This window comes from Ideonella lacteola (assembly GCF_038066555.1).
GTDB lineage: Bacteria > Pseudomonadota > Gammaproteobacteria > Burkholderiales > Burkholderiaceae_C > Ideonella > Ideonella lacteola.
In genome coordinates this window covers 43110-60141 of record NZ_JBBUTG010000032.1, presented here as the reverse complement: position 1 = coordinate 60141, position 17032 = coordinate 43110, and the positions used below count along the sequence as shown (strand labels likewise).

At 67.3% G+C, this 17032-nt stretch carries 16 protein-coding genes; 10 read left to right on the top strand and 6 right to left on the bottom strand.

What is annotated here, in order from left to right; translation table 11 throughout:
* Positions 1 to 269: 269 nt before the first annotated feature.
* From AACH06_RS27995 to AACH06_RS27955, 9 genes are all read left to right on the top strand, one after another.
* Positions 270 to 893, top strand: coding sequence for a hypothetical protein (locus AACH06_RS27995; protein WP_341429104.1), 624 nt, complete (start codon positions 270 to 272; stop codon positions 891 to 893).
* A gap of 11 nt (positions 894 to 904) precedes the next feature.
* Complete coding sequence (locus AACH06_RS27990; protein ID WP_341429103.1) at positions 905 to 1717, top strand: SDR family oxidoreductase; 813 nt, start codon at positions 905 to 907, stop codon at positions 1715 to 1717.
* Positions 1718 to 1726: 9 nt separating this feature from the next.
* Complete coding sequence (locus tag AACH06_RS27985) at positions 1727 to 2938, top strand: MFS transporter (RefSeq protein WP_341429102.1); 1212 nt, start codon at positions 1727 to 1729, stop codon at positions 2936 to 2938.
* A 147-nt stretch (positions 2939 to 3085) separates the two neighbouring features.
* Positions 3086 to 3898: an AfsA-related hotdog domain-containing protein gene (locus AACH06_RS27980; protein ID WP_341429101.1), complete on the top strand. Its 813-nt coding sequence runs from the start codon at positions 3086 to 3088 to the stop codon at positions 3896 to 3898.
* 31 nt (positions 3899 to 3929) lie between these two features.
* A complete protein-coding gene (locus AACH06_RS27975; protein WP_341429100.1) occupies positions 3930 to 4775 on the top strand; it encodes a hypothetical protein in 846 nt (281 codons plus the stop codon).
* A 26-nt stretch (positions 4776 to 4801) separates the two neighbouring features.
* Complete coding sequence (locus tag AACH06_RS27970) at positions 4802 to 5023, top strand: tautomerase family protein (RefSeq protein ID WP_341429099.1); 222 nt, start codon at positions 4802 to 4804, stop codon at positions 5021 to 5023.
* 59 nt (positions 5024 to 5082) lie between these two features.
* The gene (locus AACH06_RS27965) at positions 5083 to 5820 is read left to right on the top strand and encodes an HAD family hydrolase (protein ID WP_341429098.1); all 738 of its coding nucleotides are present in this window, start codon (positions 5083 to 5085) and stop codon (positions 5818 to 5820) included.
* Complete coding sequence (locus AACH06_RS27960) at positions 5817 to 6644, top strand: NHL repeat-containing protein (protein WP_341429097.1); 828 nt, start codon at positions 5817 to 5819, stop codon at positions 6642 to 6644. The genes AACH06_RS27965 and AACH06_RS27960 overlap by 4 nt, the downstream gene beginning before the upstream one ends.
* A gap of 138 nt (positions 6645 to 6782) precedes the next feature.
* Complete coding sequence (locus tag AACH06_RS27955; protein ID WP_341429096.1) at positions 6783 to 8051, top strand: putative Na+/H+ antiporter; 1269 nt, start codon at positions 6783 to 6785, stop codon at positions 8049 to 8051.
* Positions 8052 to 8065: 14 nt separating this feature from the next.
* On the opposite strand, the gene AACH06_RS27950 is transcribed toward AACH06_RS27955, so the two are convergent.
* The 3 genes from AACH06_RS27950 to AACH06_RS27940 are packed head-to-tail and all read right to left on the bottom strand — an operon-like array spanning position 8066 to position 11563.
* Positions 8066 to 8851, bottom strand: coding sequence for a sulfotransferase (locus AACH06_RS27950; RefSeq protein ID WP_341429095.1), 786 nt, complete (start codon positions 8849 to 8851; stop codon positions 8066 to 8068).
* Positions 8852 to 8861: 10 nt separating this feature from the next.
* A complete protein-coding gene (locus AACH06_RS27945) occupies positions 8862 to 9995 on the bottom strand; it encodes a DegT/DnrJ/EryC1/StrS family aminotransferase (protein WP_341429094.1) in 1134 nt (377 codons plus the stop codon).
* Between the two features lie 2 nt (positions 9996 to 9997).
* On the bottom strand, positions 9998 to 11563 hold the full coding sequence (locus AACH06_RS27940) for a glycosyltransferase (RefSeq protein ID WP_341429093.1): 1566 nt from the start codon (positions 11561 to 11563) through the stop codon (positions 9998 to 10000).
* 169 nt (positions 11564 to 11732) lie between these two features.
* Between AACH06_RS27940 and AACH06_RS27935 the strand changes: the two genes are divergently transcribed.
* Positions 11733 to 12734, top strand: a complete 1002-nt coding sequence (locus AACH06_RS27935; protein ID WP_341429092.1) for a sulfotransferase — start codon at positions 11733 to 11735, stop codon at positions 12732 to 12734.
* Positions 12735 to 12740: 6 nt separating this feature from the next.
* Here AACH06_RS27935 and rfbD read toward each other — a convergent pair whose 3' ends face one another.
* From rfbD to AACH06_RS27920, 3 genes are all read right to left on the bottom strand, one after another.
* On the bottom strand, positions 12741 to 13637 hold the full coding sequence (gene rfbD / locus AACH06_RS27930; protein ID WP_341429091.1) for a dTDP-4-dehydrorhamnose reductase: 897 nt from the start codon (positions 13635 to 13637) through the stop codon (positions 12741 to 12743).
* Positions 13638 to 13777: 140 nt separating this feature from the next.
* A complete protein-coding gene (locus tag AACH06_RS27925; protein ID WP_341429090.1) occupies positions 13778 to 15043 on the bottom strand; it encodes a CDP-glycerol glycerophosphotransferase family protein in 1266 nt (421 codons plus the stop codon).
* A 37-nt stretch (positions 15044 to 15080) separates the two neighbouring features.
* On the bottom strand, positions 15081 to 16985 hold the full coding sequence (locus tag AACH06_RS27920; RefSeq protein WP_341429089.1) for an O-linked N-acetylglucosamine transferase, SPINDLY family protein: 1905 nt from the start codon (positions 16983 to 16985) through the stop codon (positions 15081 to 15083).
* Positions 16986 to 17032: the final 47 nt, after the last annotated feature.

The following is a 17032-nucleotide window of genomic DNA, read 5'->3' as shown; positions in this document are numbered from 1 at the left end:
ACGCCGCGGGCGGCTGGTTCTGGTGGCAACCCTTCGGGAACGGGCCGTCCAGGGCGCATGGCGGCGTTGCCCACCTTGCCCAGGCACCAGCCTGGGCGGCGGCGGGCGCCTTGCCCTGCATCCCTGGACAACCCGTTCGCACGGGGCTGCGTAGTGTGAACACGCCCTAAGCAAGAGCCAAGCCCAAGACATTCATCCCCTGTGCTTCCTGCCGATCGCGGTGGGAGGTTGCCCTTCCTCACGCCAATTTTCTTCAACGGAGCTTCACCATGTCGAGCCAAGTCCTGCTGATCACCGAACTAACGCCCAAGGTTGGTGCCATCCAACGCGTCGCGGGGGCATGGGCCGCGATGAGTGCACCAGAGCGTGTCGCGCAGCGCCGCGTTTATGAGGCTGTCGATGGCAGCAGCGTGCTGGAGCTCAGCGCGTTGAACTCGCTGGCTGACGTGGCCACCTTGATCGACTGGTGGGGCTCGCAGTGGAGTGCCCTGGGCGAGCAGATGGACAGCGACTTCCGGCGCCAGGTCGTCACCTTCATCGAAGCGCCGAAGGACACCTCGTCGGCGTTGCCTGAGACACCCTATGTGCAGTTGCGTCATGTCGAAGTACCGCCAGCGAATTACGGCGACTACCGCGCCTGGCGCGAGCGGACGATCTTCGATGTGGTTCGCACCGCGCCGCAGGTCGAGGTTTTCCTGGCCTACCACTCGGTCATCAGCACCGAACCGGGGGTGATGTTCGTCTCAGGCTTCTCGGCACCCGTCGAGGAATACACGGCCGTCTTCCATTCGCCTCGCTACCAGCAGATCGTGCGCGAGGCCGGCAACCAGTTCATCACCGGCGGCGACCGCGGCCTCTACACCAAGATCTACCGCCACGTGGCGGCCCGCTGAGAGGAACGGCGATGAAGACCAAGACCTCCGCCCGGCCGATCGACCCGGAAGACCGCGTCGCACTCGTCAGCGGCGCCACCGGCGGCATGGGCAACGCCATCTGCTTGCGCCTGCTGCTCGATGGCATGCGCGTGGTGATGCTCGGGCGCGACGAAGCCAAGCTGGGCCGCGCGCGGCAGGCGCTCACCACACCCGAGCACCGTGACCGTCTGTTCACCCAGGTGGTGGACATCGGTGATGCCGCTTCGGTGCAGGCCGCGGTGGCGCAGGTGATCGCGCGCTTCGGCGCGGTGACCGACCTGGTGCATGCCGCGGGCGACGGGCCGGTGGCGCCGTTGCTCGAAACCACCGAGGCGATGTGGCACCACACGGTGAACGGCAAGCTGATGGGCACGGTGCGGCTCACGCGGGCCGTGGCTGCGGAAATGGCCTGCCGGCGCTCCGGCCGCATCGTGGTCGTCAACGGGGTGTTCAGCCTGGAACCCGATCCGCTGTTCCCGATCAACAGCACGGTGAACTGCGCCTTGGCGGGCTTTGCCAAGGCGATCTCGCGCGATCTCGGCCGCCAGGGCATTCGCGTTAACGTGGTCAACCCGGGGGCGACCGCCACACCCCTGTGGAACGACATCTGCCGATCGCTGGCGCAGCGCTTTGGCGTGCAGCCTGAAGACATCGATCGGCAGGTGCAGGAGAAGATCCCTTCGGGCCGTCTGGCCAGCCCGGCAGACGTGGCCGAAGCGGTGTCGTTCCTGCTCTCGGCGCGGGCCGAGCACATCAACGGTGCTGCGCTCGATGTCGATGGCGGCGCCACCGCCGCGGTCTAGGAGCTGACCATGAATGCCCAGGTTTCACTCCCGACCCGGTCGACGGGCGCCCTTGGCGCGGCGGCGATCGCCTGCCTCACCACCTGCATCGCGGTGGCGTCGGTTTACGCCACCCAGGCGGTGTTCGGCGACATCGCCGCACGCTTTGGCGTCTCAATCACCGACGCCCGCCTGTCGTTCAGCATCGGCAGCATCGCGTATGCGCTGGCCTTCTTCGTGCTCGGGCCGTTGTCCGATCTGTTCAGCGCCCGCCGCCTGGCCATCTGCGGCCTGTGCGTGGCGGCTGCGGCCACCGTGGCGGGGGCCATCACCGGGTCGTACGCCGTCTTCCTGGTGGCCATTGGCGTGCAGGGCGCAGCGGCAGCAGCGGTGCCGGTGGCCATGTTCGCGTTGATGCCGCGCATCGCCCCGAAGAACCAGATCGGCACCTACTTCGGGCTGATCATCGCGTCGTCGGTGGTGGGCATCACGCTCGGGCGAGCCGGCATGGGCCTGTTGTCGGCCTCGTTGGGCCTGGCCGGTGCGTGGGGCACGCTGGCGGTGGCGTTGTTGGCGATGGGCGTTCTCGCCCTGGCCCTTCGCGACGACAGCGTCGGCGTCCGCCGCCAGATCGGCTGGAGCGTCTATGCCGACTCGCTGAGGATGATCGTCTCGCCTGATCTGCTGCGGCCGTTTGCCACCGGGTTCCTGCTGTTCTTCGGCTATCTGGGCACGGTCACCTTCCTGACGCTGCGGCTGCACGAGCCGCCATTCCAGTTCGACAGCGCCACCATCGGCTCGATCAGCCTGCTGGGCTTGGGCTCGGTGCTGGGGGCGCCGGTGTCGGGTCGGCTGGTGGGCCGGTACGGTTCTCTGGCGGTGGCGGTCAGCGGCCTCGCCATCGTGCTCACCGCGATCGGCGTGCTGGTGTGGGCGACCTCGCTGCCGGCCGTGGGCCTGGGTCTGTTCCTGATCTTTCTCGGCGTTTTTGTGTGCCAGCCCGCGGTGTTCGTGCGGATTGCCGAGCGCGTGGCGCCACAGCGGCGCGGCTCGGCCTCGTCGCTGTACCTGCTCACCTGCCTCGGTGCCGGCAGCCTGGCCAGCGCGGTGCTGGGCCCCGTCTGGGCCCGCGCCGGTTGGACGGGCGTCACCACGGTGTGTGTCGCGGCGGTGCTGACCAGCCTGGTCGTGCTGATCTCCGACGCCACGGTGCGGTCACCACGGGCGGCCCAAGGCGCCTGAAGCACCCCCTCGAGTGGTGCCCGGGGAGGAGGCACCGTGAAACCAACCATCAGACCGTCGGCCCACGACGGCGCGCCACCAGGAGACAGCCACACCGGACGCCCACAGCGTGCCGGCCATCACCACCACCCGAATCGAGATGTTCGAATGAAAACCGTCTTCATCGTAGGTAACAAGTTCAAGGATTTCAGCCGCCACGACGGCGTGATCACCATCGGCGAGTTCAGCGACATGGCGCGCACCGGCACCTTCGATCGGCTGCCGGATGGCACGCGGCTGGCCGCAGGCCAGGGGGTGCGCGAGGCTGAGATCCAGGCGATCTGCGACCAAGCCCAGCACGCGCTGGCCGAGCGCGGCATCGACATGGGGCCTGCACTGCGCCGCAGCGTGCGCGCCAGCCGGCTGCAGACCCACAAACACCGCATCCAGAACGCCATCATTTCGCACCCGGTGCGCATTGACGATCGCTGCTTCGAAGCGGCCCTGCTGCTGGACGAGCGCTCCGAACTGATGGCCGATCACCAGACGGGCCAGCACATCCAGGGAATGATCCTGATCGAAGCGGCGCGCCAGCTCTTCCTGGCGGTCACCGAGGAGTACTTCATCGGCCAGACGGTGCATGACCGCTACTACTTCGTCATCAACAGCGTCGATGTGAAGTTCACCGGTTTCGTCTTTCCGATCGAGGCCACGCTGCGCTACGAGATCGTCTCGCAAGACATCGCCAATCCGGCGCGCCTGCGCTTTGACACATTGATCTCGGTGATGCAAGGGGGCACCTGCGCGACCCAGATCGCCTTCAGCTTCACCGCCTTTCACGCGAGCAAGATCGAGGCGAAGGAACAGCAGCAGGCCCAGGCGTTGTTGATGCGCCAGCGCCAGCCGAACCCGGAAGCGGTGCCTCTGCCGGCGCCCGTGATCGCCAGCCACCCCGCCGGCGCCGCGCTGGCCCCGGCCTGATGGGCCGCGCTCGCCAACACCGGGAGTCCGCATGACCCTTCACGCCACCTACGACCTGAGCCTCACCACGCAGGGCCCCACTTACCCGCCCAGCGAAGTGATGGACGAGCAGGGCCACTTCGTCGTCATCGGCCGTGTCAACCGCGAGAGCCCGGATGGGATCACGCGGTCTGAATGGTCGCGCGCGATCGTGGCGGCCGACAGCCCACTGCCACGCTTCGGCCAGAACCTGCCTTACCGCATCGTTCGCGAGCTGCCCGAGCACCTGACGCCGGAGGACGAGGCGCTGGTGTTGCACACCTTGCCGCTGCCGCTGCCCTGCAACAACTACCCCATGTTGTTCGCGCCGCAGCAGTGCCCCGAAGCCCACACGCTGAGCCGGCCCAGCTACCCCTTCCACCAGGTGCCCATCCCCGATCTTCGGCCCGAAGACGGCCCGAAGGTCACCCAGCCGATCACGCTGGGCCAATGGTGCAAGGCGCGCGGCCAGTTGGCGGTGAGCTTGACGGCGGATCGGCGAAGTGCCGATTTCCGCTTCGAGTTCACGGGGCTGATTCCCGACAGCGTCTACACGGTGATGTCACTGCGCCAGCGCGACCTCGACCCGACGGGGCCGACGCGGCCGGGCCCGTTGGGGGTGCCGAACGTGTTCGTCGCCGATGGGCGCGGACAGGCGAGCTACCACGCGCGGCTGCCGAATCCGTTCCCCGAGGCCGGCAGCCCAGGGGCCAACCGTGTGGTGAACGTGGTGGTGCTGTGGATGAGCTACCAGATGAACCGCGGTGGCGCGATCGGCTGGTTTGGACTGGGCGGTGACATCCACGCCCAACTCAAGCTGAAGGCACCGTCGTTTGCCGAGTTCACCACCCACCCCTGATCCGTCGACCCACGAGGACCCACCCCATGCCATTCATTTCCGTCACCACCTGGCCCACGCTGGGCGATGAGAAGAGCCAGGCCCTGATCGAGGCCCTGACACACACTGTGCGCGAGGTCACCGGCGCGCCGATGGACAAGATCATCGTCGTCATCAACGAGATCCCGCGCAACCGCTGGGGAGAGGGCGGTGTGCTCGGCTCGAACCCCGGCTTCCCGGAGCTGAGCCGCCGGCGCGACCCGGCCTGAGCCCCACCGCCGACCTGACGCACCACCGACACACACCCAAAACTTCAGAGGGGAAACACATGACCACCGCCTATGCCTTTTTCGATGTCGACGGCACGCTGCTGCGCATCAAGAGCATGTTCAGTTTTCACGACTTCTGGTATCGCCGCTGGAAGGGCCTGTACGACGAGACCACCATCGAGGAGTACCGCGATGTCACGGCCATCTTGCGCGCGCTGGCCGAGAGCGACGCGCCGCGTGAGTTGATCAACCGCCGCTACTACGAATTCTTCGCCGGCCGTCAGGTCGACGAGGTGACGCGCTGTGCGCAGGCCTGGGGCCGCTGCGCGTTGTCCGACCCCAACTTGTTCATCAGCGAAGTGGTCGATGAGCTGAACGCGCTGCGCAGCCGCGGCGTCGAGCCGGTGTTCGTGTCGGGGTCTTTCCGCGAGATCCTCGAACCGGTGGCCGAGCGGCTGGGTGTCGAACAGATGCTGGCCATTCGCCTGGTGCAGTCGGGTGGTCGCTACACCGGCCGCTTCGATGCGCCGCAGACCATCGGGCAGGGCAAGGCGTTGGCGATTCACCAGTTCCTCGCCGAGCGCCAGGTCAAGCCCGCCGACTGCTGGGCTTTTGGCGACGACGGCTCCGATCTGCCGATGTTGGCGGCAGTGGGCCACCCGGTGGCGGTGATCGGGGATCCGGCGCTGCATGAGCTGGCGCGCGACCGAGGCTGGCGCTGCATGCACCTGAATGCCGCGGATGACCACTCGCTCATCCGTTCCAGCCTCACGGCGCTGGTCGGAGCCACGATGTGATCGGGCGGCGACACGTGCTGGCCGCGGCAGGCGCCTTGGCACCCGAGTGGGGGGCCAGTGCGGCCTCGTCTGCGAGCGCGGCCCCCTGGCGGCGCCTGGGCATTGCAGCCACCGGCTTGTCCTCGCCGGTGGGCATGGCCATCGATCGCCACGGTCGCCTGCTGGTGGCGAACTGGAGCGCAGGCACCGTCACGGCCCACCGTGCGGGTGCCGCGCCCATGGTGCTGGCATCGGGGTTGCCCGGGCCCTCGGGCCTGGCCTTATCGCCCGCAGGCGAGCTGTTCGTCGCCTCTTACAGCCAGAGCGTGGTGTGGCGCATCCTTGAAGGGGGCACCAAGGAGGAGTTCGTGCGGGGCCTGGCCACGCCGGCGGGCCTGTCGTTCGATCAGCAGGGCCAACTGCTCATCGCCAACCGCGCCACCAACCAGGTGCTGGTGGCCGATGCGGGCGGGCGCGTCAAGGTGGCGGTCGAAGGGGGGCTGCAGACGCCGGTCGGTGCGGTGCAGTTCGCGGACGGCAGCTACGCGGTATCGAACATCGATGGCGGCATCGCCTTCGCCGGCGCCGATGGCCGCGCACGCACCGTCTCTCGCGAGCTGAGCCGGCCCGGGCCCGGCCTGGCGCTGGCCGATGAACGCTCGGTCTACGTGGTCGACTACGGCGGCACGGCGGTGCTGCAAGTCGACCGCGAGGGCCGAACGCGCGTCGTGGCCGAAGGCTTCAGCAGCCCCGTGGGCCTGGTGCTCACGGCGGACAAGCGACGCGCCATCGTTGCCGATTGGGGCACCAACACCGCCTACGAGATGGGCCTGGCCGGCGGTTGACGCGCAGCGGCGATAGACCACGGCGGGCGTGGCGCCCCGCGGACCAGGGTAGACTGCCCGCTGGGTGCCACGGCTGACGACGCGGCAGGTTTCAGCGCTGGTCGGGCCGCCACGCGGATCAGCTGCAACTGTCGTCCCATGCCCGAAATCGATATCCGGCACGTCGCCGCCATGCTGTTCGCCGTCGCCCTGGTTCATACCTTCGCGGCGCGCTTCTTCGAACGCCTGTCACACCGATTCCCCCGCCACGCGGGCCTGTTCCACCTCCTCGGCGAAGTGGAGGTGGTCTTCGGCTTCTGGGCCATCGTGTTGGTGTTGGTCATGGCGGTCGCCCAGGGGGGCGCGCAGGCTCTGGACTACGCCGAGTCGCGCGACTACACCGAACCCTTGTTCGTGGTCGTGGTCATGGTGATGGCGGCGTCCCGCCCCATTCTGGCCACCGTCTCGCGCCTGATCGATGCCATCGCGCGGGTCGTGCCGGTGCACGCGGCATTGGCCAAGACCTGGCTGGGCCTGGGGGCGGTGCCGCTGCTCGGATCGCTGATCACCGAGCCCGCCGCCATGACCATCGCCGCGTTGATGCTTGCGCCGGTGGCGTTCCGCCGTGATGTGCCCGAATCGGGCAAGTACCTGCTGCTGGGCACCTTGTTCGTCAATGTCTCGATCGGCGGCACCTTGACCTCCTATGCCGCGCCGCCGGTGCTGATGGTGGCCTCGACCTGGAACTGGGATTCAGCGTTCATGCTGAACGAGTTCGGCTGGAAGGCGGCGCTGGCGGTGGTCGTGAATGCGACGCTGGCCACGGTGGCACTGCGTGCCCGCCTGAGCATCGCCTCGCCTGCCCAGGAAGGCGCGGCGCCGGGCGCGGCCGACTCGATGTCTTGGACGGTGGTCGGGGTGCACATCGTTCTGCTGGCCGGTGTCATCGCCCTGGCGCACCACCCGGTCGCTTTTCTGGGCATCTTCCTGATGTTTCTCGGCTTTGCCCAGGCCTACGAGCGCTACCAAAGCCCCTTGATCCTCAAAGAGGCGCTGCTCGTCGGCTTCTTCCTGGCCGGCCTGGTCATCCTGGGCGGCATGCAGCGCTGGTGGCTCGAGCCCATCGTTTCCAGCCTGTCGCCGCAGGCCCTGTTCTTCGGTGCGGTTAGCCTGACGGCCATCACCGACAACGCCGCGCTGACCTACCTGGGCTCGCAACTGCCCCACATCACCGACGAAGCCAAGTACATGCTGGTGGCCGGTGCCGTGGCCGGCGGCGGGTTGACGGTGATCGCGAATGCCCCCAATCCCGCAGGCGTGGCCTTGCTTCGAACCGGCTTTGCCGACGGAGCGATCAGTGCGCTCGGCCTCCTGGCCGGTGCTGCGGTTCCCACTGCGGTGGCCGTGGGCGCGTTTTTACTCTTTTAGCGCCGTCAAGTGCGCTACAACGATCGCTGCAAGGCCTGTTCTGCGAGATCTCGGCCCGAGGCGTCGTCGCGCAGGTGCCGCACGATGTCGGCCGGCAGGGTGATCTCGGTCTCGTGGCTGCGGAACACGCTGTAGGCGTCGGTGTCGTGGCGGCTGGTGCTGGCGGCGATGAAGCGTTGCACCTGTTCGGTCATCGTGAGGCCGACGCGCTTGAACAGGGCGCCGAGTTGTGCCTCGGGCTCGGCGCGCAGGCGATCGTAGGCCACGAAGCACAGCTTGTCCGGGTGGGCCGCCTGCACCTGCAGCGCGAGCGCGAGTGATGCCTTCCAACGGTTGAAGCCGTTGTACTCGCAAGGGTCTGTGTTCTTGGACGGCGCGTCGAGGTATTCGGCGTGGATGTCCTGCCCGGCGCGGAATTCTTTGGGGGCCTGGTACCAACTGTTGAGCACATCCACCGCGGGCCGGTGGATGTAGATCAGTTGCTGCAGTCCCGGCAGCGCGGCCAGCGCCGGCATCAGGTCGTGGTAGCGCACCTCTTTCCACACCAGGTGGCTGGGGCGGCCTCGTTTGGGTGGCCGCAGGTCTTGTAGCACGAAGTCGGATTGCGCGGCGAGCAGTGCTTCGCCGAAGGCCGCGAGCGAGGCGTCGCTCACGCCGTGGCGCCCGAACCAGTCCTTGAACTCGTAGGAGAAGAGGGGCTGGTAGCGGTAGGCCACCGCCTCGCTGGCGTTGAACAGCTGGCCCAGCCAACTGGTGCCGCTGCGGGGACAGCCGAAGATCGCAACCTGCCGGGGTGCCATGGCGCGCAGCTTACGCCGCGGCCTGGCGCTGCACCGTGGCGGCGTAGCGGACGGTGTCGGCGATGCGGTTCACCTCTTCGTCGGTGAGCGCCGGGTACATCGGCAGGCATAGCACCTGGCGCGACACCTCGTGCGCCACCGGCATCAACCCCGGCTGGGCTGAAGGCAGGTGCCGGTACATCGGGAATTCGCTGATCAGCGGGTAGAAGTAGCGGCGGCCGTGGACGCCTTGCTCTTTCATGAGGTGATAGAGCTCATCGCGGGTCATCGAGAAGTTCGGGCCCACGAGGATGGGGAAATACGAGTGGTTGCTCGTGTTGCCGGGCAGCGGCTGCTGCAGCAGGCGGATGCCTGCCACGCCGTCGAGCCGGGCGCGGTACATCGCATCGATCTCGGCGCGGCGCGCCAGGGCCCGGTCGATGTGCTGCAACTGCAGCAGGCCGAAGGCCGCATTGACCTCGCTCATCTTGCCGTTGATGCCGGGGGCCACCACCGTCACTTCATCGACGAAGCCGAAGTTCTTCAGGTGATCGATGCGTTGCTTCGTCTTGGCGTCGGGCGAGATGATGGCGCCGCCTTCGAAGGTGTTGAACACCTTCGTGGCGTGGAAGCTGAGGATCGACAGGTCGCCGGCCTTCAGGATGCTCTGGCCGTCGCGCTTCACGCCGAACGCGTGCGCGGCGTCGTAGATCACCTTCAGGTTGTAGTTGTCGGCAATGCGCTGGATGCCGTCGATGTCGCAAGGCGTGCCGTAGCAGTGCACCGGCACGATGGCGGTGGTCTGCGGGGTGATGGCGTCTTCGATATTGCGCGGGTCCAGGTTCAGCGTCAGCGGGTCGATGTCGGCAAATACCGGGGTGATGCCGTTCCACAGCAGCGAGTGCGCGGTGGCCACGAACGAGTAGGGCGTGGTGATCACCTCGCCGGTGATGCGCAGTGCTTGCAGCGCAGTCACCAGGGCGAGTGTGCCGTTGGCGAACAGCGAGATGTGCTCGACCCCCAGGTGCTCGCACAGCTGGGTCTCGAGCCGCTGGTGCATCGGGCCGCGGTTGGTCAGCGTCTTGCTCTGCCAGATCTGCTCCAGGTAGGGCACGAACTCCTCCAGCGGAGGCAGGTAGGGTTGGGTGACGAAGATCGGTTTCATCGTTAGGCCGCCGCGAAGTGGGTGGGAGACGTGGAGACAGGCGCGGCAGCGGAGGTCGCGGCCGGATCGTGGGAAGCGGTGTCGTGAATCAAGGCTGCCTTCACCATCGAGTCCAGCGGTGAGGCGATGACCTTGGCCATCATTTCGTCCACTGCATGGGCGTGGCCCAGTCGTTGGTGCAACCGCACCATCGCCAGCCAGGTCTTGACGCGGCGGCGTTCCTTCTCGGCCTCGGGCAGTGGGCTCCAGGTGCTGAACTCGTTCTCGCGTCGCACGGCCGCGAACAAGGTTTCGAAGTACATGCCTCGGCCCCAGGTGCCCAGGTACGAAGTCAGGAACTGGTCACCGAAGGCGGCCAGCGAACGCTCGGGGGGCAACACCGAGAAGGTCTTGCGAAACACCAGGGTGGGCAGCCACAGCAGCCAGCGAACTCCCATCAGTTGACGCCGAGTCATGACGAAGTCTTGAGCCGCGCGCCGCCACGGCTTCACCGTCAGAGAGGATTCGACGAAGTGGTGGTAGTTGTGGGTCGTGCAGGAGAAGTCGGGATTCGCGATGAGGAACCCGACCTGGCGCTGCAGCTTGCCGGCATCGATCCAGAAATCGTCGCCCTCGCAGGTGGCCACGAAGTCACCTTGCGCCCGCGCCAGCATCGTCTCGAAGGGCCGCACGCCTTGAGACTTCTGGTTCACCGTCTGCAGCAGTGGCTTGATGATGTTCGGGTAGCGCTGCTGCCAGCCGCGAACCACCTCTTGTGTCCGATCGGTCGACGCGTCGTCGTGGATCAGGATCTCAAAGGGGTACTCGCAGACCTGGCTGAGAAATCCGCGGATGGCGCTGTCGATGTAGCGCTCGTGGTTGTAGGTGGTGCAGATGATGCTGATCACCGGCCGATCGACGTGACCCCAGCGGGCCAGCAATTCGGCTTCCGTCTGCAGCGGGGGAATCGTGATCAACGCCGCCTGCTTTTCCCCCAGCCCGGTGCGCACCCACCGGTCCGCCTCTTCGAAGCGGCCCAGCCGGTGCAGGCACATCGCTGCCCGGCCGAAACAGCCGCGCGGCGTGCGCTCCTTCATTTCCGATCGTTGCCGCTCAAGGCCGCGCAGTGCGAGCGCCCATTGCTCCAGGTCCATGGCGCCCTTGATCGCCACCGGCAGTTCCGATGAGGGGCCCAGATCGATCAACAGCCCGGCGCGCACGATGTCGAACACCGCTGCGGTGGGGGCGTCCAGCCCGAAGCTGTCGATCAACCATTGCGCCGCACGTTGCTCATGCTCGGCGGGATCCGTCGTATCGGCGGCCGGCATCAGCACTTGATTGAAGGCTTCCAGCAGGGCACCGGTCTGTTCGTCGGCGATCGAGCCGGGGTAGGCGTGGCTCAACAGCCGCCGGGCCAGGCCGGCGCCCCCGATGCACATCGCGCCGACGAGCGTGGGCATGGCTTTCGCTCTCGGGCCGATGGCGCGCAGCGTGTCGGACGCATCGCCGCCATCGCCCGCCTGTCCATGCAGCCGGCGCAGCAGACCGGGCAGGTCGCCGTCGACGGCGGGGAACGGGTGAGCGTGCATGGAGGCACTGTAGGGATGCCCATGCCGGCCGTTGGGTTGATAAGAGGGGCGCTTGCCTGCCAGATCTCACCCCCACCCGGGGCCCGGTGGCTTATCGTTCCGGATGCGGCTGGCGGTGGCCTGCGGCCCACAGATCCCGGACGGTGCCGGGAGGTCCCGGGAGGTGCCCGTGCAATTCAGTTTCCTGATGTGCTCCGAGCGCAGCGGCAGCAACCTGATCACCCGGATGCTGGACGCGCATTCGCAGGTGTGCGGGCCCGCCACCAAGCACCTGATCAACCCGGTGGCGCGCAACGCGTTTCGCTACGAGCCGCTGGAGCAGCCCGAGGGCTGGCGCGCGATGCTCGATGACATCCACGCGCTGCTGAATGCCGATTTCTCGCATTGGCGCCACGCCTTCAGCCGTGAATCGCTGGCTGGCCTGGCCGAGCCTGGCGATCTGCCAGGCCTGATCCGGCGGGTGTTCGAGGCCGAGGCGCAGGCCCATGGCAAGCAGCAGGTGTTCGTGAAGGAAAACCAGGTCTACGAGTTCGTGGCCTTCTTGCTGATCCACTTTCCACGGGCTCACTATGTCTACCAGGTGCGCGACCCGCGCGACATGGCGCTGTCGTGGAAGAACAACCCTGGCCATCCCGGCGGGGTGTGCCGGGCCGCGCGCCAATGGCAGGCGGACCAGCAGCACAGCCTTAAGCTCTACAACGACCTTCGGCGCCTCGGGCGGGCGCGCCTGCTGCACTACGAAGCCTTGATCTCGGCGCCTGAAGAAGCGCTGCGCCCCGTGCTGGCGATGATGGGGCTGGCCTGGGAGCCGCGGATGCTGGCCTTCCATGAGTCAGAGCTGACGCGGGCCAACGCGGGTCAGCAGCACGCCTGGGCGAACCTGGACAAGGCCTTGATGGCCGACAACCGCCACAAATACCGAGAGGCCCTGACGGCCGACGAGATCCGCGCGGTCGAGTGCATCTGCCGCCATGAGATGCGATCGCTGGGCTATGCCTGCGACTTTGCGCCCGAGGTGCTGGACCATTTCGCGGCCGAGGCTTTGTCGGCCTTCGAGCAGGCCGACAACCAGGCCAAGCGGCACGAGCCGCCGGGCAGCGTGCGTGCGAATGTGGAGGCGAAAAAACGCTTCTACCAGCACCCGGCTTCGGGCCCCTTGCCCACGGCGTGAGCTCGCTCAGCGCGCGAGCACTTCCCGCAGCATGCGCTGCACGCCTTGCTGCCAATCGGGCAGTTGCAGCCCGAAATCGTGCTGGAAACGGCCGGTGGCCAGGCGCGAGTTGAGGGGGCGGGTGGCCGGGGTGGGGTACGCGCTGGTCGGTATCGGCAGGATCTGGTCGGCCGGCACCTGAATGGCCTGGCCGTGTGCCCGGGCCCACTCGATCACGAAGCGGGCATAGCCGTGCCAACTGGTCTCACCGCCAGCCACCAGGTGGTAGAGGCCGCCGAGCGCCGGCGCTGCTGCCATCGTGCGCAGGGCATGGGCGGTGCAGTCGGCCAGCAGGTCGGCCCCGGTGGGCGCGCCGATCTGGTCGTCGATCACCTTGAGTTGATCGCGCTCGCCGGCCAGCCGCAGCATGGTCTTGGCGAAATTGCCGCCACGCGCGGCATAGACCCAACTGGTGCGCAAGATGAGGTGGCGGCAGCCGCTGGCCTGCACCTGCTGCTCGCCTTCGAGCTTGGTGCGGCCGTAGACCGACAGAGGGGCCGTGGCGGCGCCTTCGTCGCGTGCCGCGTGGCCCGAGCCATCGAAGACATAGTCGGTGCTGTAGTGAACCAGGGTGGCTCCCAGCGCGGCGGCTTCACGCGCGATGACGCCGGGTGCCGTGGCGTTCAGCGCGCGCGCGAAGTCCGGTTCGCTTTCGGCTTTGTCCACCGCGGTGTGGGCCGCGGCATTGACGATGACCTCGGGCTGGACGGCACGCACGGTGGCTGCCAGTGCCTCCGGCCGACTGAAGTCGCCATGCAGTTCGGCGCTGTCGTGATCGACGGCCACCACCTCGCCCAGCGGGGCGAGTGCGCGTTGCAACTCCCAGCCGACCTGGCCGTCCTTGCCGAACAGCAGGATCTTCATGCGTGTCTCCCTCCAGCCCGAATTGGGCTTGTCGCCAAACCCGTGATTCTCTCGCCTCATCGGCGAAACCGGCGTGGCGAGCATGTCTCACATGCCACGCGCGGCCCAGCTGCGCGCAGCCTGTCGCTGTGGGGTGACCCTCAAAGTGCCGAGCCGGGCTGCCACACCTTGAAATCGGGCTGCTGCGAACGATCGACCAAGGTGTCGATCAGTTGCAGCAGATCTTCGCTGGCGCTCAAGGGGTCGGATTCGAAGATCTGGCGCGCATAGGCCTGGCGCGAGTCCTGGCGCTTGTCGTCGAACACCGCCTTCTTCAGCTTCGCGGCCAGCGTCTCGGTGGTGTAGGTGGTGCGGAAGTCGCCCTCGGGCACCAGGCTGTAGTCGGGTTCGTATTTCTGGTGGTCGCCGGGTTTCAGGTCCAACGTCAGCACCGGCTTGCCGGTCAGCAGGTAGTCGAACATGATCGACGAATAGTCGGTGACGAGCGCGGAGAAGCGCGACATCCAAGGGTAGATGTCCAGGCCCGGGTCGATCAGGTGCAGGCCATCCACCTCCTGATCTTGCTGGTTCCAGTGGCCGAAGTAGGTGGGGTGCGCCTTGAAGAAGATGTTGGCCTTGTGGTCGCGGGCGAATTTCACCGCGTGGGCCAGAAAGGTCGAACCCGTCAGTTCCGTCCATTTGTTGCGTTGCCACGTGGGCACCACCAGCACCGAGGGGCGGCCCGATTCGAGCGCCTCTCGCGCGCGTGGCGAGAGCTCGGCGCCCCAGTGTTCCATCTCGGTGGCCGATCTCAGCAGCACTTCATTTCTCGGCAGGCCCGCCCTCACCAGCGACCTGCAACCGAACACCTCGCGCCAGTAAGCGTCGAAATGTGAGGCGGTCGACAACACGTGGTCGGCGGCGATGCTGGAGAGCCAATAGGGACGGATGTCGCTGGAGCGTGCGCCGAAGTGCGGCAACAGTTGCAACGTCAGTCGCTTCACCGAGACGCCGTGCCACAACTGCACCTGCTTCGCGCCGGCAAGGCATCCCAGCAGTGGCTGCGACATGCCCACGCTTTCCCAAGGGTTCAGGGTGAACACCGCGACAGCGGCGTGCAACAGGGTGTCGATGGTCTGGTCAGCGTCCAGACCCAGCAGCAGGCAAGGCAGGCCCCGTTCGGTGAGTTGCACGGCCAGATCGGTGCTGTGGGTGCACCACATCACGTCATAGCCGCGCTGCGCCGACAAGGCGCGAAGAAAAAGGTACTTGCTGTTGTCAGCGAAGCTGGTGCGCCCGAAGAACAGCACCATGGGGCGCTTCTTCACCTTGTGCGACAGCTCTGCAAATTCACGGCCGAGTTGCTGATCATCGTGTCGAGCAACCAGCTTGCGCAGGCCATCCTGCTCTGGGTTCTGGGCAGTCAAGAGCCGTTCCTCCGTGGGAGAGTGTCAAGCCGCCGGGTCAGGCGAGCGCGAGCAGGTGATCTGGGGGCAGCCCGGCCTGGTGCCGGTCGAACATCCGCTGCAGCAACGCTTCATAGTCGCGCGCGTAGCGGTCGGTGTCAAACAGGGGCAAGGCCATGCGCTGCTGTTCCAGGTGCAGCTTCAGGCCTTGCAGCGTCTCGCGTTCGCTCGCCAGGCCGATGGCCAGATCCACATAGGCGTCTTCGTCGGCCGCGGCCAGGTCGGGCAGGCCGCAGGCGCTGACGAGACTGGCGGCCACGCGCGAGGCGAAGGTGCGCCCCGGCACCGTCAGCACCGGCACGCCGGCCCAGAGCGCCTCGCTGGCGGTCGTGTGGGCGTTGCAGGGCCAGGTGTCGAGGAACATGTCGGCTGTGCGGAGCCGGGCGATGTGCTTGGCCAGCGGCAGTTTCGGCGCCCAGAAGACGCGGTCGGCGCTCACGCCGCGCTGGCCCAGTTCGCGCTCCAGGTTGGCCTGGGCGTGCGGGTTCCACGCCAGCATCCACAACACGGCGTTCGGGGCGCCGGCAAGGATGCGGGCCCACAGGTCCAGCATGCGCGGCGACATCTTGTAGGTCTGGTTGAAGCAGCAGAACACCACGGCGTCGTCCGGCAGGCCGGCTTGCGAGCGCGTCGGCGCGGGCGGCAAGGCGCGACGGCGGTCGTTCGGCTGGTAGCTGTGCGGCATCTGCGCCAAATGCTCGCTGTACTGTGCGGCATGGGCCAGTGGCGTGACGACCGGGTCGCCGATCATGTAGTCGATGAAGTCCGCACCCGTGGTGGCCGGGTAGCCCAGGAAGGCGGCCGAGACGCGCGCCGGCTTGTAGGCCAGCAGTTCGAAGCGGCTGCCGCGGGTGTGGCCCTTCAGATCGATGGCGATGTCGATGTCGTCTTCGCGCATGCGGCGGGCGACCTCGGCGTTCGATTGGTGCGTCACGTCGACGAAGTGATCGCAGGCGGCGCGCACACGCCGGCCGATCTCGCTGCCATCGTCGGGGCTGTGTGAATAGAGGGTGACCTCGAAGCGTTCGGTGTCTCGGCGCTCCAGCAGTTCGGCCATCAGCACCGAGGTGGCGTGCTGATGAAAGTCGCACGAGAGGTAGCCCACGCGGATGCGCCCGGGCCGGCGCGGCCCGGCCGGGGGCAGGGGCTTCAGCCCCGGCGTGAGGCCGCGCACCCGCAGGGCACCGATGCGGCGTTGCTGCTCGGGCGTGGCGTCTACCGCCAGCAGGGCGAAAGGCGAGAGCTTCTGGCCGGTCTGGTCGTCGCTGCCTTCCAGCGCCGCGAGCAGTTGGGCCGTGTCCTGCTCCAGCAGGCTCCAATCGCAGGTCTGGCGGCTTTCGTGCACCAGCAGCGACAGTGCCAGCGCGCGCACCGAGCCCGAATCGAGCGAGATCGCGGTGCGGAAGCACTCGGTCGATTCGCGCGTCATGCCCAGGTCTTTGAAGCACAGGCCAAGCCGGTAGTGAACCAGCGGCGCGTCGATCTTGATCGACAGGGCCTGGAAGAAGATGCCCACGGCGTCTTGCAGCCGCTGGGCTTGGAACAAGGCATTGCCGTAGGCGTTGAACCAGTCGTGGTCGCGGGGCGCCTGGGCGGGGAAGTGGTCGAACACGGCGGCCGCCTCTTGCACCCGGTTCTGCTGCAGCAGGCATTCGCCCAACAGGCGGCAGGTGACCGGGCTGGTGGGGTCGAGCTGCTGGCTTTCGCGGCCGGCGCCGATGGCGCGGTCCAGGTCGCCTGCCTGCATGTGGGCCCGCGCCAGGTTCAGCTTCAACAGGGCATCGCGGGGCGACAGGGCGGCGCCGCGTTCGAACTCGGCGATGGCGGCGGGCCAGCGCTTGGCCTGCATCGCCTTGAGGCCGGCCTGGCGATGCGCTTCGGCGCGCTGGCGGGAATTCTTCATCACGCCAATGTAGGCGGCGCCGGTTTCGGGCCAGGCTGCGAAAAAGC